At 71.1% G+C, this 20953-nt stretch carries 17 protein-coding genes; 9 read left to right on the forward strand and 8 right to left on the reverse strand.

Annotated features, from left to right (window positions below; translation table 11 throughout):
- Positions 1-9 precede the first annotated feature (9 nt).
- On the reverse strand, positions 10-525 hold the full coding sequence (locus ACIQMV_RS04825) for a MarR family winged helix-turn-helix transcriptional regulator (RefSeq protein WP_402591158.1): 516 nt from the start codon (positions 523-525) through the stop codon (positions 10-12).
- 143 nt (positions 526-668) lie between these two features.
- Between ACIQMV_RS04825 and ilvA the strand changes: the two genes are divergently transcribed.
- The 3 genes from ilvA to ACIQMV_RS04840 all read left to right on the forward strand — a co-directional run bounded on the left by ilvA (position 669) and on the right by ACIQMV_RS04840 (position 4000).
- The gene (gene ilvA / locus ACIQMV_RS04830; RefSeq protein ID WP_141358983.1) at positions 669-1898 is read left to right on the forward strand and encodes a threonine ammonia-lyase; all 1230 of its coding nucleotides are present in this window, start codon (positions 669-671) and stop codon (positions 1896-1898) included.
- 228 nt (positions 1899-2126) lie between these two features.
- Entirely contained in the window at positions 2127-3146 is a 1020-nt protein-coding gene (locus ACIQMV_RS04835) for an ATP-binding cassette domain-containing protein (protein ID WP_141358981.1), read from the forward strand.
- Entirely contained in the window at positions 3143-4000 is an 858-nt protein-coding gene (locus tag ACIQMV_RS04840) for an ABC transporter permease (protein ID WP_388473819.1), read from the forward strand. Before ACIQMV_RS04835 ends, ACIQMV_RS04840 begins: the two co-directional genes overlap by 4 nt.
- 108 nt (positions 4001-4108) lie before the next feature.
- Here ACIQMV_RS04840 and greA read toward each other — a convergent pair whose 3' ends face one another.
- Together greA and ACIQMV_RS04850 are read right to left on the reverse strand one after the other, a co-directional pair.
- A complete protein-coding gene (gene greA, locus ACIQMV_RS04845; RefSeq protein WP_141358977.1) occupies positions 4109-4606 on the reverse strand; it encodes a transcription elongation factor GreA in 498 nt (165 codons plus the stop codon).
- 205 nt (positions 4607-4811) lie between these two features.
- Complete coding sequence (locus ACIQMV_RS04850; protein WP_141358975.1) at positions 4812-5210, reverse strand: DUF4307 domain-containing protein; 399 nt, start codon at positions 5208-5210, stop codon at positions 4812-4814.
- A 203-nt stretch (positions 5211-5413) separates the two neighbouring features.
- Between ACIQMV_RS04850 and mca the strand changes: the two genes are divergently transcribed.
- Together mca and ACIQMV_RS04860 are read left to right on the forward strand one after the other, a co-directional pair.
- Complete coding sequence (gene mca / locus ACIQMV_RS04855) at positions 5414-6292, forward strand: mycothiol conjugate amidase Mca (protein WP_141358973.1); 879 nt, start codon at positions 5414-5416, stop codon at positions 6290-6292.
- A 6-nt stretch (positions 6293-6298) separates the two neighbouring features.
- Entirely contained in the window at positions 6299-6544 is a 246-nt protein-coding gene (locus ACIQMV_RS04860; RefSeq protein ID WP_172632864.1) for a hypothetical protein, read from the forward strand.
- 23 nt (positions 6545-6567) lie between these two features.
- Here ACIQMV_RS04860 and ACIQMV_RS04865 read toward each other — a convergent pair whose 3' ends face one another.
- Positions 6568-9771, reverse strand: coding sequence for a tetratricopeptide repeat protein (locus ACIQMV_RS04865; protein ID WP_402591163.1), 3204 nt, complete (start codon positions 9769-9771; stop codon positions 6568-6570).
- Between the two features lie 194 nt (positions 9772-9965).
- Here ACIQMV_RS04865 and ACIQMV_RS04870 point away from each other — a divergent pair, with 194 nt between their 5' ends.
- Entirely contained in the window at positions 9966-11999 is a 2034-nt protein-coding gene (locus ACIQMV_RS04870) for a thioredoxin domain-containing protein (RefSeq protein ID WP_402591165.1), read from the forward strand.
- Between the two features lie 61 nt (positions 12000-12060).
- Here ACIQMV_RS04870 and ACIQMV_RS04875 read toward each other — a convergent pair whose 3' ends face one another.
- From ACIQMV_RS04875 to ACIQMV_RS04890, 4 genes are all read right to left on the reverse strand, one after another.
- Positions 12061-12792, reverse strand: a complete 732-nt coding sequence (locus tag ACIQMV_RS04875; RefSeq protein WP_141358965.1) for a Mut7-C RNAse domain-containing protein — start codon at positions 12790-12792, stop codon at positions 12061-12063.
- Positions 12793-12826: 34 nt separating this feature from the next.
- A complete protein-coding gene (locus tag ACIQMV_RS04880) occupies positions 12827-13465 on the reverse strand; it encodes a TetR/AcrR family transcriptional regulator (RefSeq protein ID WP_402591167.1) in 639 nt (212 codons plus the stop codon).
- Positions 13466-13479: 14 nt separating this feature from the next.
- Positions 13480-15033 carry an MFS transporter gene (locus tag ACIQMV_RS04885; RefSeq protein ID WP_402591169.1) on the reverse strand — a complete coding sequence of 518 codons (1554 nt, stop codon included), beginning with the start codon at positions 15031-15033 and terminating at the stop codon, positions 13480-13482.
- 136 nt (positions 15034-15169) lie between these two features.
- Positions 15170-15883, reverse strand: a complete 714-nt coding sequence (locus ACIQMV_RS04890) for a hemolysin III family protein (RefSeq protein WP_401773211.1) — start codon at positions 15881-15883, stop codon at positions 15170-15172.
- A 289-nt stretch (positions 15884-16172) separates the two neighbouring features.
- Between ACIQMV_RS04890 and ACIQMV_RS04895 the strand changes: the two genes are divergently transcribed.
- The 3 genes from ACIQMV_RS04895 (at position 16173) to rfbC (ending at position 19857) form a co-directional block, all read left to right on the forward strand.
- Complete coding sequence (locus tag ACIQMV_RS04895; RefSeq protein ID WP_402591171.1) at positions 16173-18020, forward strand: phosphoenolpyruvate carboxykinase (GTP); 1848 nt, start codon at positions 16173-16175, stop codon at positions 18018-18020.
- 265 nt (positions 18021-18285) lie between these two features.
- Entirely contained in the window at positions 18286-19230 is a 945-nt protein-coding gene (gene rfbA, locus ACIQMV_RS04900) for a glucose-1-phosphate thymidylyltransferase RfbA (RefSeq protein WP_402591173.1), read from the forward strand.
- 27 nt (positions 19231-19257) lie between these two features.
- Complete coding sequence (gene rfbC, locus ACIQMV_RS04905) at positions 19258-19857, forward strand: dTDP-4-dehydrorhamnose 3,5-epimerase (RefSeq protein WP_141358953.1); 600 nt, start codon at positions 19258-19260, stop codon at positions 19855-19857.
- Positions 19858-20953 lie beyond the last annotated feature (1096 nt).

Below are 20953 nucleotides of genomic sequence, written 5' to 3' on the forward strand. Positions count from 1 at the left end.
GTCGCGGCTCTACGACGCCGAGGGCGAGTCCGTCTGCGGTATGCCCTGGCGGGCGGAGAGGGCGTGGTTGAAGCGGGTCAGCAGTGAGCAGAAGGCCTCGCGCTCCGCCGGCTCCCAGTCCTGGGTCAGCTCGGCCATCAGCTGCCGCCTGGACGAGCGGACCTCCTCCAGCCGTGACAGCCCGCGCGGGGAGAGCTGGAGCACCACGGCCCGCCCGTCCTCGGGGTGCGAGGTGCGCTTGACGAGGCCGGTGTCGACGAGCGGCGCCACCTGACGGGTGACGGTGGAGGAGTCGATGCCCATGCTCGCGGCGAGCGCCTTGACGCCCATCGGGCCCTCTTTGTCGAGGCGGTTGAGCAGCAGGTACGCGGCGCGGTCCATGGAGTTGCGCACCTGTCCGACGCCGCCGAGGCGAGTCTGCTCGGCCCGGCGGGCGAAGACCGCCACCTCGTGCTGGAGGGTGTCGAGGAGACCGGTGTCACCGCCGGTCTTCATGTCCGTCGACATGTCGGGTGTTGTGGGCATGGCCGGGGGCTCACTTCTGGAGAGCTGCTGGGTTGGGGGACAGGTTACGCGGCCGGGGGGCAAGTCGTACCGGCGCTGCGCCATCCGGTCTCGGAGGATGGTCACAACGGTGTCCGCGGCCCGTGAACTGCGAGACTTGAGGCATGAGCTACAGCACGGCCGGCTCCCCCTGGCCCGTCACCCTGGACGATGTGCGCGGCGCGCAGAAGATGCTCTCCGGGGTGGCGCGGGTGACCGCGATGGAGGGCAGCAGGTACCTGTCCGACCTGGTGGGCGCGCCGGTACACCTGAAGTGCGAGAACCTCCAGCGGACGGGTTCGTTCAAGCTGCGCGGCGCCTACGTCCGGATCGCGGGGCTGCTGCCCGAGGAGCGTGCCGCCGGGGTGGTGGCCGCGAGCGCCGGCAACCACGCGCAGGGCGTCGCGCTGGCGTCGTCGCTGCTCGGGGTGCACTCCACGGTGTTCATGCCCAAGGGCGCCCCGCTGCCGAAGATCAGCGCCACACAGGACTACGGCGCCGAGGTGCGCCTGCACGGCCAGGTGGTCGACGAGACGCTGGCCGCAGCCGAGGAGTACGCGGCCCGCACGGGCGCGGTGTTCATCCACCCGTTCGACCACCCCGACATCATCGCGGGCCAGGGCACGGTGGGCCTGGAGATCCTGGAGCAGTGCCCGCAGGTGCGCACGATCGTCGTCGGCATCGGCGGCGGCGGGCTCGCGGCCGGTATCGCGGTGGCGGTGAAGTCGCTGCGGCCGGACGTGCGGGTCGTCGGGGTGCAGGCGGAGGGCTCGGCGGCGTACCCGCCCTCGCTGGCGGCGGGCCGCCCGGTGACGGTCGGCACTCCGGCGACGATGGCCGACGGCATCAGAGTCGGCCGGCCGGGCGATGTGCCGTTCGGGATCCTGCGCGAACTGCTGGACGAGGTGCGCACGGTCACCGAGGACGAGTTGTCCGCCGCGCTGCTGCTGTGCCTGGAGCGGGCCAAGCTGGTGGTCGAGCCGGCCGGGGCGAGCCCGATCGCCGCGCTGCTGGGCTGTTCGAGCCCCGTGGCCGGTCCGGTGGTGGCGGTGCTGTCCGGAGGGAACGTCGATCCGGTGCTGCTCCAGCGGGTGCTGCGGTACGGCATGGCCGCACAGGGCCGCTACCTGGCGGTCAGCCTGCGGCTGACCGACCGGCCGGGCGCGCTCGCCACGCTGCTGGGGGTGCTGTCGGCGGTCGACGCCAACGTCCTCGACGTCAGCCACGTCCGGACCGACCCTCGGCTCGGGCTCGCGGAGGCGGAGGTGGAGCTGCATCTGGAGACGAAGGGCCCGGCGCACTGCGCCGAGGTCGGCCAGGCCCTGCGCGAGGCCGGCTACACCGTCATCGACTGATCCCGCCCTCCGCCGGGCGGCGGCGGGCGGACGGAACGCGGAGGTCATCAGCTCCTCATCACTCGTTCGGGCAAATCCGTTGAGCAGACGCGATACATCGCGTTATGGTGTGCCGTGTTCGCGAGGCGGCCTGCCCCTGCCCGGACATGGCGCGGGCAAAAATTCCCTGCGGAACAACACCTGCCTCTCTAGGCTTTTCCGACCATCCCCGACGACGTGGAGACTCATATGCCAGGCGCCATCTATGCCGAAGGTCTGGTGAAGACCTTCGGCGACGTAAGGGCTCTGGACGGCGTCGACCTCGATGTCCCCGAGGGCACGGTGCTGGGACTGCTCGGGCCCAACGGCGCGGGCAAGACCACCACCGTCCGCTGTCTGACCACGCTGCTGCGACCCGACAGCGGCAAGGCCGTCGTCGCGGGTCTCGACGTTCTCAAGCAGCCCAACGAGGTGCGGCGTTCGATCGGCCTGTCCGGCCAGTTCGCCGCCGTCGACGAGTATCTGACCGGCCGCGAGAACCTCGAGATGGTCGGCAGGCTGTACCAGATGAGGGCCGCGGCGGCGAAGACCAGGGCGGGGGAGCTGCTGGAGCAGTTCAACCTCGCCGACGCCGCGGACCGGCCGGCGAAGACCTACTCCGGAGGCATGCGCCGCCGGCTCGACCTGGCGGCGGCGCTCGTCGTCTCCCCGCCGGTGATGTTCATGGACGAGCCGACGACCGGCCTCGACCCGCGCAACCGCCAGCAGCTGTGGGAGGTCATCAAGCAGCTGGTCTCCGGCGGTACCACCCTGCTGCTCACCACGCAGTACCTGGAGGAGGCCGACCATCTGGCGCACGAGATAGCGGTCGTCGACCACGGCCGGGTCATCGCGCGCGGCACTTCCGACCAGCTCAAGGCCCGCACCGGCGGCGAGCGCGTCGAGGTCGTGGTCCACCAGCGCGAGCACATCCCCACCGCCATGGAGGTGCTGCGCGGCTTCGGCAAGGGCGACACCACCGTCGAGGAGCACACCCGCAAGATCACCACGCCCGTCACCGGCGGCGCGAAGCTCCTTGCCGAGATCATCCGCGAGCTGGACACCCGCGGCATCGAGATAGACGACATCGGTCTGCGCCGCCCGACCCTCGACGACGTGTTCCTGTCCCTGACCGGCCATGTGGCCGAGGCCGGGGACGAGAACGGCACGAGCGGCGCCCGGGGCGCCGACGCCAAGGACCGCCGGCACAAGAAGGAGACCGTCAAGTGAGTGCTGCCACCGACAGCGCGCGGATCGCCCCGCCCGGCAACGTCCTGACCCAGTCCGTCCGTGACTCGATGGTCGTCGCCAAGCGCAATCTGATCCGCATGACCCGGATCCCCGAGATGGTCATCTTCGGGCTCATCCAGCCGATCATGTTCGTGGTGCTGTTCACCTACGTGTTCGGCGGCTCCATGCAGGTGCAGGGCACCACCGATCCCAGCGTCTACAAGAACTTCCTGATGGCGGGCATCTTCGCGCAGACCGTCACCTTCGCCACCGCCAGCTCCGGCGCCGGCATCGCCGACGACATGCACAAGGGCCTCATCGACCGGTTCCGCTCGCTGCCCATGGCACGCGGCGCGGTGCTCACCGGGCGCACCTTCGCCGACCTGGTGCAGACGGCGCTGACCCTGTTCGTCCTCGCCGCCGTCGCCCTGCTCGTCGGCTGGCGGGTCGGGTCGTACGGCGACACCAACGCCGGCCGGGTGCTGGCCGCCTTCGGCCTGCTGCTCCTGCTCGGTTACGCGTTCACCTGGATCGGCGCCCTGATCGGCCTGTCGGTCCGCACGCCCGAGGCGGCCACCTCCGGCGGCCTCATCTGGCTCTTCCCGGTGACGTTCGTCTCCAACGCGTTCGTGGACTCCGGCAAGATGACGCCGTGGCTGCGCCATGTCGCGGAGTGGAACCCGTTCAGCGCCACCGTCCAAGCCTGCCGTGTACTCTTCGCCAACCCCGGCCAGTCCACGTCGAGCGCCTGGCCGATGCAGCACCCGGTCTGGGCCTCGCTGATCTACTCGGCGCTGATCATCCTCGTCTTCCGCACTCTGGCGGTGCGCAAGTACCGCTCGGCCACGGCCTGAGCGCGGGCGACGGCGGAGCCCGCCCGCCGGTGGTCCGGACATGACGAAGCCCCCGGTGCTCACGCGGAGCGCCGGGGGCTTCGGCGGAAGGCGGTGCGGTGCGGGGACTCAGCCGCTGTACGGCTCGGCCTTGAGGATCTTCACCGAGGCGATCTTGCCGTTCGGCAGCTCGTACTCCGCGTCCTCGCCGACCTTGTGGCCCATCACGCCGGAGCCCAGCGGGGACTGCGGCGAGTAGGTCTCGATCTCGGCGCTCGCGTACTCCCGCGAGGCCAGCAGGAAGGACAGGGTGTCGTCCTCGTCGCCGTCGAAGGCGATCGTGACGACCATGCCCGGCGCGACCGCGCCGTCCGCGGCCGGCGGCTCGCCGACCTGGGCGGTCTCCAGGAGCTGGGTCAGCTGGCGCACGCGGAGCTCCTGCTTGCCCTGCTCCTCCTTGGCCGCGTGGTACCCGCCGTTCTCGCGCAGGTCGCCCTCCTCGCGCGCGGCCGCGATCTTGGCGGCGATCTCCGTGCGCGCAGGACCAGTAAGGTACGCAAGCTCGTCCTTGAGCTTGTTGTACGCCTCCTGGGTCAGCCAGGTGACGTTCTCGCTGGTCTGGGTCACAGGTGCTCCTCGTCGGTGCTGGGAATACAAAGCATCGCCCTACCCAGAAGAATGTTCCCTCATGGGTGGGCGAAACCACGAGCCTAACAATTCAAGGCTCAAAGGGGGAGGACATAAGCCGTGAGACCTATATCAACGCAGGTCAGCGGCCGTGTATTCCGGCCGGCGCCGACGCGTCACCCGGCTTCCGGCCGACGTCGACGCGTCACCCGGTGCTGCAGCCCAGCAGCTCGGCCGTCGTGCCCCGGGCCGTCGTCCGCAGGGTGAGCACCTTGTCGACCTGCGAGGCGCGCTCGTCGAAGCGGAAGTCCGCCCGCCCGACCTCGGAGCCGTCGGCCGCCTGCGAGCGCAGCGTGCAGTAGCCGCGGACGTCGGCGTCCTTGTGGACCTCCAGATGGATCTGCACCGAGTCCTTCGACGTCTGGAAGGTGACGACCTGCGCGCTGATCTTGTTCTGGCCGACGTAGTGGTAGGCGAAGTAGCCGATCAGGGCGAGCAGGGCCGCGCTCAGGACGGCACCGGCGATTTTGAGCTTGTGGTCGGCGCGCTCGTCCGGGGAGCGGCCGTAGCGGCCCTCGGGCAGCCGGGTGCTCGCCGTGCTCATGATCGTCCTCTCGGCCGGTGCGGGACGGGCGCCCCGCAGGGGGCTTCCGGAGCCGGACCCCGGAATTATTCGCCCCCCGATTCGGTCACTATAGAAGCCCCCGCCCGCCCGACCGACCACCACCCCGGACCGATCTCATCGCGGGACGGCACCCCGTTGACTGCCCGCCGAACCGGGCACCGACTCCACCTGAGGACTGAGCCTTGACTGACCAGCTGCGACTGATGGCCGTGCACGCGCACCCCGACGACGAGTCGAGCAAGGGCGCGGCCACCATGGCCAAGTACGTTTCCGAGGGGGTGGACGTGCTGGTGGTGACCTGCACGGGCGGAGAGCGCGGCTCCATCCTCAACCCCAAGCTCCAGGGCGACAAGTACATCGAGGAGAACATCCACGAGGTGCGCCGCAAGGAGATGGAGGAGGCCCGCGAGATCCTCGGGGTGAGCCAGGACTGGCTCGGTTTCGTCGACTCCGGCCTCCCCGAGGGCGACCCGCTGCCCCCGCTGCCCGAGGGCTGCTTCGCCCTGGAGGACCTCGACAAGGCGGCCGGCGAGCTGGTCCGCAGGATCCGCTCCTTCCGCCCCCAGGTGATCACCACCTACGACGAGAACGGCGGCTACCCGCATCCCGACCACATCATGACCCACAAGATCTCGATGGTGGCCTTCGAGGGCGCAGCGGACGCCGAGAAGTACCCGGAGGAGGAGTACGGCCCGGCCTACCAGCCGCTGAAGCTGTACTACAACCAGGGCTTCAACCGCCCGCGCACCGAGGCGCTGCACCAGGCCCTGCTCGACCGCGGCCTGGAGTCCCCCTACGGCGAGTGGCTCAAGCGCTGGGAGGACTCGGGCCACAAGGAGCGCACGCTCACCACGCACATCCCCTGCGCCGATTTCTTCGAGATCCGCGACAAGGCGCTGATCGCCCACGCCACGCAGATCGACCCCGACGGCGGCTGGTTCCGGGTGCCGATGGAGGTCCAGAAGGAGGTCTGGCCGACGGAGGAGTACGAGCTCGCGAAGTCGCTCGTCGACACCTCGCTCCCGGAGGACGACCTCTTTGCGGGCGTCCGGCAGCCGTGAGGGACAATGCCTGACATGAGTGCAAGCGTGAGCCTGGCAATGACGCACCTGGTAACCCTCGCCGAGTTCGACAAGAACAAGGTCACCCCCGGCGTCCTCGGCTTCGTCGTCTTCGCGGTGATGGCCCTCGCGGTGTGGGGCCTGATGAAGTCCATGAACCGCCACATGGGCAGGATCGACTTCAAGGAGGCCCCGGACCCCGCCGCGCGGCCCGGTGCCGCCTCCGGCGAGGCCAAGGCCGAGCGGGGCTGACACCCGGGCGGGCGGTGCCGCTCTCAGCTCTCGCCGTCCGGCACCGCCACCCCCATCACCTCCCGCGCGTGCCGCTCGGGCACCATGCCCAGGCGCCAGGCCTGCCAGCCCGCCTCCAGGCTCACGCCGCGCTCCAGGAGGAGCCGGTAGGCCTCGACGTAGTCGTTCAGCTTCCCGTCGCGCAGCGGATGGCCGCTGCGGACGAGCTGGGCCAGTTCCTCCTGGGCCACCGCCGTGCCGACCTCCGTACCGCCGGGGGCCGCGTACGGCAGCAGGGTGCAGCGCAGGAACCGGGCCCAGTCCTCACCGCGGCGGTCGCCGTAGGAGGCGAACAGGGCCAGCGCCTCGTCGCACAGGGACAGCGCCTGCTGGGTGCGCGCGTTCCCGGCGTCCACGACGGCCAGCTCCAGACACGTCCACGCCTCGCCGTGCGCGACGCCGATGCGCTGGAAGTCGGCGCGGGCGTCGACGAGGAGCTGGCGGGCGAAACCGGAGTTGCGCAGTGACCCGGTCTGCGCCGCCCGCTGGTCCCGGGTGACCCGGGCCGAATGATGGCGGGCGCAGGCCAGCCCGTACACGTCCCGCATCCGGGAGAACATGGTGCGGGCGCGCTCCAGCTCGCGCACCGCCTGGTCGAGCCCGCCGGTCTCCTCCAGCGCCTGACCGAGGTAGTACAGCGTCCACGCCTCGCCGCGCGCGTCCTCGTTGTCCCGGTGCCGTGCCGCCGCCTGCCGCAGCTCCTCCACCGCCTCGGCCGTGTCGCCGGCCATCAGCCGGGCCCGGGCCAGCTGAGTGAGGGCCCAGGCCTCGCCGCGGGCGTCCTGGGTGCGGCGGTAGCGTTCCAGCGCCTGACGCAGGTCCGCCTCGGCGCGCTCCACGTCACCCCTGCGCAGCGCGAGCTGGCCCAGCTGGAAGTGGGCCCACGCCTCGCCGTGCACCGAACCGCCCTCCCGGTGCAGCACCAGCGACCGGGTCAGCAGTTCCAGCGCCTCGGCCAGGTGCGCCCGGTCCCGCTCCACCGCCGCCAGCGCGTGCATCGTCCAGGCGCGGTCGGTCGCCAGCTCGGGCGCCGCCTGAAGGGCGAGGGCCTCCCGCAGCCGGGCCGCCGCCTCCGCCAGGTTGCCCTGGTGGTGCAGCGTGATGCCGAGCGAGTTCAGCGCGCGGGCCGCGCCCGCGTCGTGGTGGGCCTCCCGGTAGAGGTCGACGACCGAGGCCAGCGTGGTACGCGCCTTGTCGAGCTCGCCGAGCTGGCGGGCCGCGATACCGGTACGCCACTGCACCGACCGGACCAGCAGTCCCTGGTCGACGGCCTGGGTCAGCTCGCTGATCTCCCCCAGCCGGTACAGGTCGCCGCGCAGCAGGCAGTAGTCGCACAGAGCGCCGAGCAGGTTCAGCACGGCCCCCTGGTTCACGCCCTCCGCGTGCCGGAGGGCCGCCGTGATGAAGCTCGACTCGTCGTCCAGCCAGCGCAGCGCCTCGTCCAGGGAGGTGAAGCCGTGGGGGCTGAAGCGGTCCGAGCGGGTCGACATGTTCCCGTCGACCAGACGCAGCACAGAGTCGGCCAGCTCGGCGTAGTTCTCGATCAGCCGCTCCTGCGCCGCCGTCCGCTCGGCGGGGTCCTCCTCGTCCAGCAGACGCGCGTGCGCGAAGGCCCGCACCAGGTCGTGCAGCCGGAAGCGGTTGCCCCGCACATGGTCGATCAGGCCCGCCCGGGCGAGGGCCGCCAGGTGCCGGTTCGCCTCCGCCTCGTCCGTGGCCAGCAGCGCGGCCGCCGCCGCGCCGCCCATCGAGGCGCGTCCGGCCAGGGCGAGCCGCCTCAGCAGCCGGCGGGCCTGCTCCGACTGGTCGGTGTAGCGCAGCCACAGCGCCCGTTCCACCGGTTCCACCGGGCCGTACGCGCCCAGATCCGTGGCCAGTTGACGCGGTGAACGCGGGCCGAGACAGGAGCCCGCGATACGCAGCGCCAGCGGCAGCCCGCCGCACAACCGCCCGATCCGGTCGGTGGATTCCGCGTCGTAGGGCCCCGAACTGTCCTGTGCGGCGGCGGTCAGCAGTTCCTCCGCGCCCACCGCGTCCAGGGCCTGGACGGGGAGCTGGTGGACCCAGGCCGGCAGGTCGGCGGGCAACCGGAGCGGCTCGCGGGCGGTCACCAGGACCAGGCTGTCGGACCGCTCGGGCACCAGGGCGCGGACCTGCTCGGCGTCCGAGGCGTCGTCCAGCACGATCGTGACCGGCAGCCCCGTCAGATGCTGGTGGTACAGCTCGCCGAGCCGTTTGAGCTGCTGCTCGGGGGAGGAGCGTTCGCGGAACAGCAGTTGCTCGCGGGGCGCGCCGAGCCGGTTCAGCAGGTGCAGCAGGGCGTCGCGGGTGGGCAGCGGCGGTTCCTCCCGGCTGCCGCCGCGCAGATCGACCACGACCGCGCCCCGGAACTGGTCCCTCAGATCGTGGGCCGCGCGCACCGCCAGCGTGCTGCGGCCGGAGCCCGGCGCTCCGTGCAGGACCACGACGGTCGGCCGGGTCTGGGTGGACGCGCGGGCCGCCTGCACCCACTGCCGGATCCGCGCCATCTCCTCCCGCCGTCCCGCGAACACGTCCTCCGAGTCGGGAAGGTGGCCGAACGACTGCTCCAGGACAGTGCGTCTGCGGGCCGCCGCGCTCTTGTCCGTGCCGCGCAGCCTGGGCGCCGCCTTCTTCGGTGTGGTGGACGCGCTCAGCACGCGCTGCTGGTCGAGGAACGGGCGGATGCCGCGCACCTCCAGCGCGGTCAGCCACTGCAACCGCAGCTGTTCCGGACCGCCGGGCTGGCCGGCCGCCCCGGCCCGGCGGTGCGCGGCGGGCAGATGGGTGGCGGTCACCTTCACGACGGTGGCGGCGGCGCCCACCACCCCGACGGTGACGCCCGCGCCGACGGCGGTGCCACCGTCGGTGCCCAGCGCCAGGTCGGCCACGATGGCGGCGAGCCCCGCGACTCCCGCGACGAGCAGGGGAGTTCGGCCGCCCTCACGCGCGTAGCGCTGGGCGAACGTGAGCTGCCCCGCCGCCGACTCGTCCAGCGCCCGCGTGTAGGCCTCGTACTCCTCCGCCGCGGTCCCGGCCATGGTGTCCAGCGCGCCGCGCGCCCGGGACAGCAGCAGACCTCCGTCCACCCGCCCGCCCGAGCGGCGAACCTCCTCCTCCACGGCCCGAGTCAGCAGCCGCTCGGCGTCCGCCCGATGGCCATCCCGCATGTCCCGTCCCCCTCCGGCGCCAACTCCGTTTCCTACGAGTGTCCTTCGGGTCGGCCGGGAGCGCGAGGGGGCGGCGATCACCGATGGCCCCGGCGGGGTGCCGAGCGCCCGGAGAAGGGGGCGGGGCCACACGAGGAGTCGCGGGACGATCACCTTCCGCGTCCGGCGGGGCCGGGTGAGGCAGGATGGAGGGTATGCCGAACCGACTGGCCCACGAGACGTCCCCGTACCTGCTCCAGCACGCCGACAACCCGGTCGACTGGTGGCCGTGGTCGACGGAGGCCTTCGAGGAGGCCCGACGGCGCGATGTCCCCGTGCTGCTGAGCGTCGGGTACAGCAGCTGCCACTGGTGCCACGTCATGGCGCACGAATCCTTCGAGGACCCGGCCACCGCCGCCTTCCTCGGCGAGCACTTCGTCAGCGTCAAGGTGGACCGCGAGGAGCGCCCCGACGTCGACGCCGTGTACATGGAGGCCGTGCAGGCGGCCACCGGGCAGGGCGGTTGGCCGATGACCGTGTTCCTCACGCCCGACGCCGAGCCGTTCTACTTCGGCACCTACTTCCCGCCCGAGTCCCGGCACGGCATGCCCTCCTTCGGGCAGGTCCTCGAAGGGGTGCGGCAGGCCTGGCAGACCCGGCGGGAGGAAGTCGCCGACGTCGCCGGGAAGATCGTGCGGGACCTCGCGCAGCGGGAGATCGACTACGGCACCGCGCGGCCGCCCGGCGAGGAGGAACCGGCGCAGGCGCTGCTCGCGCTGACCCGGGAGTACGACGCGAGTCGCGGCGGGTTCGGCGGGGCGCCGAAGTTCCCGCCGTCGATGGTGATCGAGTTCCTGCTGCGCCACCACGCCCGCACCGGCTCCGAGGGCGCCCTCCAGATGGCGGCGGACACCTGCGAGCGGATGGCCCGCGGCGGCATCCACGACCAGCTCGGCGGCGGCTTCGCCCGGTACTCCGTCGACCGCGACTGGGTGGTGCCGCACTTCGAGAAGATGCTGTACGACAACGCCCTGCTGTGCCGGGTCTACGCCCATCTGTGGCGGTCCACCGGCTCCGATTTCGCCCGCCGGGTCGCCCTCGCGACCGCCGACTTCATGGTGCGTGAACTGCGCACCGCAGAAGGCGGGTTCGCCTCGGCCCTGGACGCCGACAGCGACGACGGCACGGGCCGGCACGTCGAGGGCGCCTACTACGTCTGGACCCCCGCCCAACTGCGTGAGGCCCTGGGCGCCGAGGACGCCGAACTCGCCGCCCGCTGTTTCGGCGTGACCGAGGAGGGCACCTTCGAACACGGCTCCTCCGTTCTGCAACTCCCCGTGCAGGAAGGCGTTTTCGACGCCGACCGGGTCGAGTCCGTCCGTCACCGGCTGCTGGCGAAGCGGGCCGAGCGTCCGGCGCCCGGCCGGGACGACAAGGTCGTCGCCGCCTGGAACGGGCTGGCGATCGCCGCCCTCGCCGAGACCGGCGCCTACTTCGACCGCCCGGACCTGGTCGAGGCCGCGGTCGGCGCCGCCGACCTCCTGGTCCGGCTGCACATGGACGAGCACGCGGGGCTGCGCCGCACCAGCAAGGACGGCCGGGCCGGAGCCAACGCCGGGGTGCTGGAGGACTACGCCGACGTCGCCGAGGGCTTCCTCGCCCTCGCCTCCGTGACCGGCGAGGGTGTCTGGCTGGAGTTCGCCGGGCTGCTCCTCGGGCATGTGCTGACCCGGTTCGCCGACCCGGAGTCGGGCGCCCTGTACGACACGGCCGCCGACGCCGAGCAGTTGATCCGCCGGCCGCAGGACCCCACCGACAACGCCACCCCCTCCGGCTGGTCGGCGGCCGCCAGCGCCCTGCTCGGCTACGCCGCCCACACGGGTTCAGAGGTCCACCGCACCGCCGCCGAGCGGGCGTTGGGCGTGGTGAGCGCGCTCGGCCCGCGCGTTCCGCGCTTCATCGGCTGGGGTCTCGCCGTGGCCGAGGCCCTGCTGGACGGTCCGCGCGAGGTCGCGGTCGTCGGCTCGTCCCTCGACGACAAGGCGGCAAAGGCCCTGCACCGTACGGCGCTTCTGGGCACCGCCCCCGGCGCGGTCGTCGCGTACGGCACCCCGGAGAGCGAGGAGTTCCCGCTGCTCGCCGATCGCCCCCTCGCCCACGGCGAGCCGACCGCCTACGTCTGCCGCAACTTCACCTGCGACGCCCCCACGACCGACCCGGACCGCCTGCGCACCGCACTGGGCGGCTGAGCCGGGCCCGGACGCCGGCCCCGGGACGGGCCCCGGACGTCAGCCGGAAGCCGGCCGGACGTCAGCTCCGCTCGGCGTACCCGGCCAGGGCGCGTTCCACGATGGCCTCCAACTGGTCGTGGTGGGCGCCCTTCCAGTAGGCGCGGCCGCAGTCGCCGCAGCGGGCGAAGACGTCGTACGTGCGATGAGTGCCGTGCTCGATCTGGTCGGCCACCTCGTCCTTCGTGGCGTCCCGCAGCAGGCCGTTGCAGGCGGTGCAGCGGGTCCAGGGGCGCAGCTCGGGGCGGAAGCGGTCCAGGACGTCGTGGAGTTGGTCGTCGGGGCGGGTGCTGTAGACGTAGGCGCCCGCCCACAGTTCACGGCGGCGCAGCAGGCCACGGTCGCGGCTGAGCATGACCCGCTTCTCGGCGGCCGAGCGGGCGGCGAGCGCGGGGTCGCCGATGTCGGTGGACTCGTAGGCCGTGTCGACGCCCAGCAGGCGCAGCCGACGGGCGAGGGTGCCCAGGTGCACGTCCAGGAGGAAGCGCAGGGGGGCGCCGGGGACCTGCTGGGGCCGGGCGACGGCGCGCACCTGGACCGTCTCGTCCGCCCGCGGCACGTGCGACACCGGCACCTCACGGCCGTCCACCACCAGCGCGCCGACCTCGGTGAGCGGCACGCCCAGGGACTCCACGACGTGGCCGAGCGTCGAGACGCCGTCGGTGACGACCGCGGTGGCGCCGCGGCGCCGGGCGTGCGGGACGAACAGGTGCAGGCCGGGGGCGAACCCGACGTGGATCTCGGGACCGTTCACCCGGTCAGGATGGCACGGACGAGGGGCCGCGGGCTCACGGATTTTTGGTGGGGAGGCCGTGTTCCAGGACGTCCATGGCCTGGTCCATGAGGTCGCTCAGCTCGCCCGTGCACCCGTTCTCGGCCCAGTACAGGGAGACCTCCATCAGGCCGCCCATGAGGGACATGGCGAAGACACGCACCTCCAGACTGTCCTGGTCCAGGCCGGTGCGGGCCGCGATGGCCTGGCGGATGAGCAGGCCGGCTTCCGACATGCTCTCCATCATCCGGGCGCGGACCGCGGGAACCTCGACGCCCAGCCGGGCGCGCAGCCGGGACACCTCGGGCTCGTCGGTCATCCCCAGCGCGAGGGCCTTGTGCATCACATGCCGGAGGGAGTCCATCCACGGCTCGTCGACGGGCCGGGCCCGCAGCTCCTCCAGCATGATCTCGTCGTACTCGTCCGTGAGGACGATGTCCTCCTTGGTCGGGAAGTAACGGAAGACGGTCGACGGCGACACCTCGGCGCGGTCGGCGATCTGCTCGATCGTCGTGGCGTCGTACCCCTGCTCCTCGATCAGCGCGTACGTCGCCGTACGGATCGCCTGCCGGGTCTTGAGCTTCTTGCGTTCCCTCAGTCCCATCGGGGGGCGGTCGGCTGGGGTCGTGGTACGTGCGGCCGTCATGAAGGTCATTGTCCGGCATCGGGTCAGGGTCGGGCCATGGCCGGGTCCTCCTCCGGCTCGGCCCGTACGGCACCCTGAGCGGAGCCCGGCAGGAACGCGGCCGCCAGCAGCGCCGCCACCACCGAGGCGATCCCGCCCACCAGCAGCACCAGGCCCATGCCGTGCACGTACGCCGCGTTCGCGGAGGCCGCCAGGTGCGCCGAGCCCGTCCTCTCGGCGACGAGGTGGGCCGCGACCACCGACTGCCCGGCGGTGTGCGCGGTCTCGGCCGGCAGCCCGGTGACGTCGAGCCGGTCCCGGAAGGCGCTCGCCAGGAGGCTGCCGAGCAGGGCGATGCCGACCGCGCCGCCGACCTGGCGCAGCGTCATCAGCAGACCGGATCCGCTGCCCGCCCGGTCGGCGGGCAGGGCCGCCAGCGCCCCGTCCATGGCCGGGACGACGGAGAAACCGAAGCCGACACCGGCGATCGACAGCCACAGCGCGGTGAAGCCGTAGCCGGACTCCACGGTCGTACGGCTGCCCAGCAGCGCGGCGAAGGCGAGCACCACCAGTCCCGCGGCGACCACGGCCCGCGGTCCGAACCGGGCGACGACCGGCTGCGCGCCCTTCGCGGCGACCAGCAGCCCGCCCATCATGGGCAGCAGCCGCACACCGGTGCCGAGCGCGTCGTGGCCGAGCACGGCCTGGAGGTAGGGCGGCAGCACGAACATCAGGCCGCTCAGCACGAACATCACCAGGGTCGCGGCGATCACGTTGAACAGGAAGCCGCGCCGGGCGAGCAGCGTCATGTCGAGCATGGGCCGCGCCTCGCGGCGCTCGCGCAGCACGAGCCCGGCCAGGAGGACGGCGGCCGCCGTGAACGCGGCGAGCACCAGCGGGTCGCCCCAGCCGCGGTCGGGCGCCTCGATGATCGCGTAGACGAGCGCGCCGAGACCGGTGGCGGTGAACGCCGTGGACAGAGCGCCGATCTTCGGGGAGGCCGGATCGCGGGTCTCGGGGAGCAGCAGGAGGCAGGCCGCGACGCCGAGGCCGGCCATGGGCACGTTGATGAGGAAGACCGAGCCCCACCAGAAGTGGTTCAGCAGCCAGCCGCCGATGATCGGGCCGAGCGGCAGGCCGAGCGCCGAGGCGGCCGAGATGACGCCGACGGCCTTCGCGCGCTCCTCGGGCCCGAACAGCGAGGGCAGCACGGACAGCGCCAGCGGCATGACGAGTGCCGCGCCGACGCCCATGACCGCGCGGGCGGCGATCACCCCGCCGACGTCGCCGGTCAGGGCGCCCACCACGGAACCGGCGAGGAAGACCGCGAGCCCGGCGATCAGCATCAGCCGCCGTCCGAACCGGTCGCCGAGGAGTCCGGCGGGGAGCATCAGCGCGGCGAAGACGACGACGTACGCGTCCGCCATCCACTGCTGCTGCCCGGTCGAGGCGCCGAGTTCCCTCGCCATGGTCGGCAGGGCGACGTTGAGGATCGTCATGTCGAAGCCGAGCACCAGCATGCTCGCGACCAGGGCCGCGAGGGCCCACCAGCGGCGGGGATCGCGCCGCACGTCTTCAGCGTGGGTGAGAGTAGCCATGAAATGACAGTAACTCTCAAAAACTAGGCTCTGTCAATCAGTATCGACTGTCGAACGTGTTCTCCTCCGGACCTCCGGGCGCACGGAAAAGGCCACGGCTCGTGTGAGCCGTGGCCGGGTGGGGAGGGGTTGCGCGTTACGCGTGCTGGTAGGCCACCAGCGAGATGCCCACGTAGTGCACCACGAAGGCGGCCAGCGTGAAGGAGTGGAAGACCTCGTGGAAGCCGAACCAGCGCGGTGACGGGTTCGGCCGCTTGATGCCGTAGACGACGCCGCCCGCGCTGTAGAGGAGCCCGCCGACGACGACCAGGACCAGGACGGCGATGCCGCCGGTGCGCAGGAAGTCGGGCAGGAAGAAGACGGCCGCCCAGCCCATCGCGATGTAGCAGGGGGTGTAGAGCCAGCGCGGGGCGCCGACCCAGAAGACGCGGAAAATGATGCCTGCGGCGGCCGCGCCCCATATGCCCCACAGCAGCCACTGCCCCTTGGCGCCGGGCAGGAGCAGCAGGGTGAGCGGTGTGTACGTGCCCGCGATGATCAGGAAGATGTTCGCGTGGTCGAGCCTGCGCAGCACGCCGCCCATGCGCGGTCCCCAGTTGCCCCGGTGGTACAGCGCGCTGACGCCGAAGAGCAGGCAGGCGGTGAGGACGTAGATCCCGCAGGCGATGCGTCCGCGGGTGGAGCCTGCCAGCGCGGTGAGTGCGAGCCCCGCGACGAGTACGGCCGGGAACATGCCGAGATGCAGCCAGCCGCGCAGCTTCGGCTTGATCTGGTGCGGCAGGGAGGGCGCGACGGGACCATGGCCGGCGACCGGCGTGTCCAGGGGCGCGTCGGAGGCGGACGCAGTCATGCGCGCATCGTACCTACGGCACCGTAAGTCGCGTATCAGTGCCGGACAGTGAGCACCGGCGAACGGGTCGAACGCAAAAAGACCTTCAGTCGAATCCAACGTGGACGCAAAGAATCGCGGGAATCGTGGCATTACTCACGTCGCTCACCTGTGACGCCCCCTGGACAGATGGGCGCTCTCGTCGGATGATCAAATGAGTGCGGTCGGCACCGGATGAGCGGCTACGAAGCATCCGGGTCGCAGCCCCCACGGGGCGACAAGACAAAAAACCCCTCATTTAGGAGCGATCGTGGCGCGCGACATCGCGGCTCCCCCCGTCATCCCCACCCACCACAAGGAACTGATCTCGTGGGTCAATGAGATCGCCGAACTGACGCAGCCGGACAGCGTGGTCTGGTGTGACGGATCCGAGGCCGAGTACGAGCGACTGTGCGAGGAGCTCGTCCAGAAGGGCACCTTCCGGAAACTCGACCCGATCAAGCGCCCCAACTCCTACTACGCGGCATCGGACCCGTCCGACGTGGCCCGCGTGGAGGACCGGACGTTCATCTGTTCCGAGAAGGAGGAGGACGCGGGTCCGACCAACCACTGGAAGGCGCCCGCCGAGATGCGGGAGATCTTCCAGGGGGCGGAAGGCGAGGGAGGGGTCTTCCGCGGCTCGATGAAGGGCCGGACGATGTACGTCGTCCCGTTCTGCATGGGCCCGCTGGGCTCGCCGCTGTCCGCGATCGGCGTCGAGATCACCGACTCCGCCTATGTCGCGGTGTCCATGCGCACCATGACCCGCATGGGACAGCCGGTGCTGGACGAGCTCGGCGACGACGGCTTCTTCGTCAAGGCCGTCCACACCCTGGGCGCCCCGCTGGAGCCGGGCCAGGAGGACGTTCCGTGGCCGTGCAACTCCACCAAGTACATCTCGCACTTCCCGGAGACCCGCGAGATCTGGTCCTACGGCTCCGGCTACGGCGGCAACGCGCTGCTCGGCAAGAAGTGCTACGCCCTGCGCATCGCCTCCGTCATGGCACGCGACGAGGGCTGGCTGGCCGAGCACATGCTGATCCTCAAGCTCACCCCGCCCACCGGTGAGGCCAAGTACGTCGCCGCCGCCTTCCCGAGCGCCTGCGGCAAGACCAACCTCGCCATGCTGGAGCCGACGATCTCCGGCTGGACCGTCGAGACCATCGGTGACGACATCGCGTGGATGCGGTTCGGCGAGGACGGCCGGCTGTACGCGATCAACCCCGAGGCCGGCTTCTTCGGCGTCGCGCCCGGCACCGGCGAGCACACCAACGCCAACGCCATGAAGACGCTGTGGGGCAACTCGGTCTTCACCAACGTCGCCCTCACCGACGACGGCGACGTGTGGTGGGAGGGCATGACGGAGGAGACCCCGGCGCACCTCACCGACTGGAAGGGCAACTCCTGGACCCCCGCGTCCGAGACGCCCGCCGCCCACCCCAACGCCCGCTTCACCACGCCCGCCGCGCAGTGCCCGATCATCGCGCCGGAGTGGGAGGACCCCAAGGGCGTGCCGATCTCGGCGATCCTCTTCGGCGGCCGCCGCGCCTCCGCGGTGCCGTTGGTGACGGAGTCCTTCGACTGGAACCACGGCGTCTTCCTCGGCGCCAACGTCGCCTCCGAGAAGACGGCCGCCGCCGAGGGCAAGGTCGGCGAGCTGCGCCGCGACCCGTTCGCCATGCTGCCGTTCTGCGGCTACAACATGGGCGACTACATGGGTCACTGGATAAAGGTCGGCAAGGCCGCCGAGCAGCGTGACGGCGACCAGTCCAAGCTGCCGAAGATCTACTACGTCAACTGGTTCCGCAAGAACGACGAGGGCAAGTTCGTCTGGCCCGGCTTCGGCGAGAACAGCCGCGTCCTGAAGTGGATCGTGGAGCGCCTGGACGGCACCGCCGAGGGCGTCGAGACCCCGATCGGCGTCCTGCCGACCAAGGCGGCCCTGGACACGGACGGCCTCGAACTGTCCGAGTCCGACCTGGAGTTCCTGCTCACGGTCGACAAGGAGGTGTGGCGGGAGGAGGCCGGACTGGTCCCCGAGCACCTGAACACCTTCGGCGGCCACACGCCCAAGGAGCTGTGGGACCAGTACCACTCGCTCGTCGAGCGCCTGGGCTGACGCGGTCCTCGACCCACCGCCCCCTGAGCTCCGCGGCCGGCTGACCGACCTGCCCTGACCTGCAACGTCGCCCGGCCGGCCGCGGCGACACCCCCGAGAGGCCGGGTGCGCACAACGGCGTGCGCACCCGGCCTCTTCGGCGTGCGCGCGTGCACCCGCGCCGATCGGGCCTGTTCGCGCTGCGGTGCGCGGGCACGCCCGGCGCGGACGCGGCGAACCGCGCCCAAAAAGCAGCATTCAGGGGCAATTCACCTATGGTGATGCCATGCGCGGAATCCTGTTGGCCGGGGGCACCGGCTCGCGGCTGTGGCCATTGACCCGCACGGTGTCGAAGCAGCTGCTGCCGGTCTTCGACAAGCCCATGGTCTATTACCCGCTTTCCACACTGGTGATGGCCGGTACCCGGGAGATCCTGATCATCACCACCCGGGAAGACCAGCGGCAGTTCCACCGGTTGCTCGGCGACGGAAGTCAACTCGGCCTGCAATTCACGTACATGGCGCAGGAACGCCCGGAGGGAATCGCCCAGGCCTTCCTGCTGGGGGCCGACTTCATCCGCGGCGAGCCGGTTTCCCTGATCCTGGGCGACAACATCTTCCACGGCAGCGGCCTCGGTACCCGGCTGGCCCGCAACGCGGACGTGAAGGGCGGCAGGGTCTTCGCCTACCCGGTGGCCAACCCCTCGGCCTACGGAGTCGTGGAGTTCGACGAACTGGGCCGGGCGCTGTCCATCGAGGAGAAACCGGCCCGGCCCAGGTCCCGGTACGCCGTACCCGGACTGTACTTCTACGACAATCAGGTCGTCGGCATCGCCCGGAGCCTGCGGCCCAGCGCCCGGGGCGAGTTGGAGATCACCGACCTCAACCGCGCCTATCTGGAGTCCGGGAGTCTGCACGTCGTCCGGCTGGACCGGGGCACCGCGTGGCTGGACACGGGGACCTTCGCCTCCATGGTCCAGGCCTCGGAGTACGTCCGTGTCGTCGAGGAACGCCAGGGCTACAAGATCGGCTGTGTCGAGGAGGCGGCCTGGCGGGCCGGCCTGATCGACGACGCCCGGCTCCGCGAACTGGCACAGCCGCTGCTCAAGAGCGGATACGGCCATTATCTGCTGGGCCTGCTGGAGGACCCCCGTTCCGTCGTCATGCCCCAGCCGGGCAGCGGATCGCGCCGGGAAGAACTGCTGCGCACCGGGCCGGGCGTGCCCGCGTGACGGCCGCGTAGGAAAGGAGTTGTGCGCGTGAGACCGCTTCGTATCGCAGGGGCCTGGGTGGATACGCCCCAGGTTTTCACGGACGGCAGAGGCCGATTCCACGAATGGTTCAAGGACGAGAGGTTCCAGGATTCCACCGGCCAGGGACTCCGGCTCGCCCAGGCCAACTGTTCGCGTTCCGTTCGTGGAACTCTCCGCGGCATCCATTTCGCGTCGGTCCCGCCCGGGCAGGCCAAGTACGTCACCTGTGTCGGAGGCGCGATTCTCGACGTGGTGGTCGACATCCGTACCGGTTCCCCGACTTTCGGCGAATGGGAGGCGGTTCGGCTCGACGACACCACGCACCACTGCGTGTACCTCTCGGAAGGCCTCGGTCACGCCTTCATGGCGCTGGAGGACAACTCCACGGTCGTATATCTGTGTTCGGAGGGATACGCGCCACAGCGCGAACACGGGATCAACCCGCTCGACCCACGGCTTGCCATTTCCTGGCCCGGCGACCTCGCACCGCTCCTGTCCGAAAAGGATGCCGCGGCGCCCACGCTGGAGGAGGCCGAGCGGCAGGGGCTGCTGCCTTCCTTCGAGGACTGCGCGGTCTATCGCGGAGATCTTCCGAGCAGTGTCTGAGACGGACGCGTCCGACGGAATTCAGGCTCGCGTGAAAGTTGCGTCCGGGAATCCATACAGGGGAATCCGGATTGCATTGAGGCTGCTCGGGTGATCCTCGACCACGCTCTGTGTTTGCTCCGCAAATTATCCATCACCGCGAGTAAAGAATGTCTTCGTCCGTGGCCAAGGGCACGTGACACGCATGCGAACGAAGCGCACCCGAGTGGGCGCGCTTGCGGCTTGATCCCTCCCAGTTCCTGAGGAAGGTTCTCTTGAACCGTAGAACGATCCGAAGTTCACGCTTGAGGTCGGCCACGCTGGTATCGGCGAGCGCGCTCGCCGTGGCGCTCAACGTTGCCCCGAGCACGGCTGCCATCGCCAACGCGATCGAGAGGTCCGGTGATCGCAGTGCGGCGGTGACCTCCGGTTCCAGCGACCCATGGGCCGACCGGGGCCGCCACCACGACCGCGGTCCGCAGGGTCCGCAGGGCAAGCGAGGTCCGCAGGGCCCGAAGGGCGACAAGGGCAACAAGGGCGACAAGGGCGACCGTGGTTCACGCGGACCGCAGGGTCCTGACAGCCACGGCCGGGGTCCACAGGGCCCCCAGGGCGTTCCCGGTGTCCAGGGTCCGCAGGGCAACACGGGCGTCACGGGTGCCACTGGTGCGACCGGTCCAATGGGTCCGCAGGGTGGCACGGGCGTCACTGGTGCGACCGGTCCAATGGGTCCGCAGGGTGGCACGGGCGTCACTGGTGCGACCGGTCCGCAGGGTGACACGGGGGTCACTGGTGCGACCGGTCCGCAGGGTGACACGGGGGTCACTGGTGCGACCGGTCCGCAGGGTGACACGGGGGTCACGGGCGCGACCGGTCCTCAGGGCGACACTGGTGCGATCGGTCCAATGGGTCCGCAGGGTGACACGGGGGTCACTGGTGCGACCGGTCCGCAGGGTGACACGGGTGCCACGGGCGCGACCGGTCCTCAGGGCGACACTGGTGCGATCGGTCCAATGGGTCCGCAGGGAACCCAGGGCGACACAGGCGACATCGGTGCGACCGGTCCTCAGGGTGACACGGGTGCCACCGGTGCGACCGGTCCGCAGGGTGACACGGG

The sequence above is a fragment of the Streptomyces sp. NPDC091412 genome, from assembly GCF_044756885.1.
GTDB lineage: Bacteria > Actinomycetota > Actinomycetes > Streptomycetales > Streptomycetaceae > Streptomyces.

Bases quoted from the DNA above. Each gene is read 5' to 3' on its own strand.
- ACIQMV_RS04870 (WP_402591165.1), top strand. From the start codon at position 9,966: ATGCCGAACCGACTGGCCCACGAGACGTCCCCGTACCTGCTCCAGCAC.
- ACIQMV_RS04865 (WP_402591163.1), bottom strand. From the start codon at position 9,771: ATGCGGGATGGCCATCGGGCGGACGCCGAGCGGCTGCTGACTCGGGCC.
- ACIQMV_RS04825 (WP_402591158.1), bottom strand. From the start codon at position 525: ATGCCCACAACACCCGACATGTCGACGGACATGAAGACCGGCGGTGAC.
- rfbA (WP_402591173.1), top strand. From the start codon at position 18,286: ATGCGCGGAATCCTGTTGGCCGGGGGCACCGGCTCGCGGCTGTGGCCA.
- ACIQMV_RS04885 (WP_402591169.1), bottom strand. From the start codon at position 15,033: ATGGCTACTCTCACCCACGCTGAAGACGTGCGGCGCGATCCCCGCCGC.
- ACIQMV_RS04850 (WP_141358975.1), bottom strand. From the start codon at position 5,210: ATGAGCACGGCGAGCACCCGGCTGCCCGAGGGCCGCTACGGCCGCTCC.
- ACIQMV_RS04860 (WP_172632864.1), top strand. From the start codon at position 6,299: ATGCCTGACATGAGTGCAAGCGTGAGCCTGGCAATGACGCACCTGGTA.
- ACIQMV_RS04835 (WP_141358981.1), top strand. From the start codon at position 2,127: ATGCCAGGCGCCATCTATGCCGAAGGTCTGGTGAAGACCTTCGGCGAC.
- ACIQMV_RS04880 (WP_402591167.1), bottom strand. From the start codon at position 13,465: ATGACCTTCATGACGGCCGCACGTACCACGACCCCAGCCGACCGCCCC.
- ilvA (WP_141358983.1), top strand. From the start codon at position 669: ATGAGCTACAGCACGGCCGGCTCCCCCTGGCCCGTCACCCTGGACGAT.
- ACIQMV_RS04890 (WP_401773211.1), bottom strand. From the start codon at position 15,883: ATGACTGCGTCCGCCTCCGACGCGCCCCTGGACACGCCGGTCGCCGGC.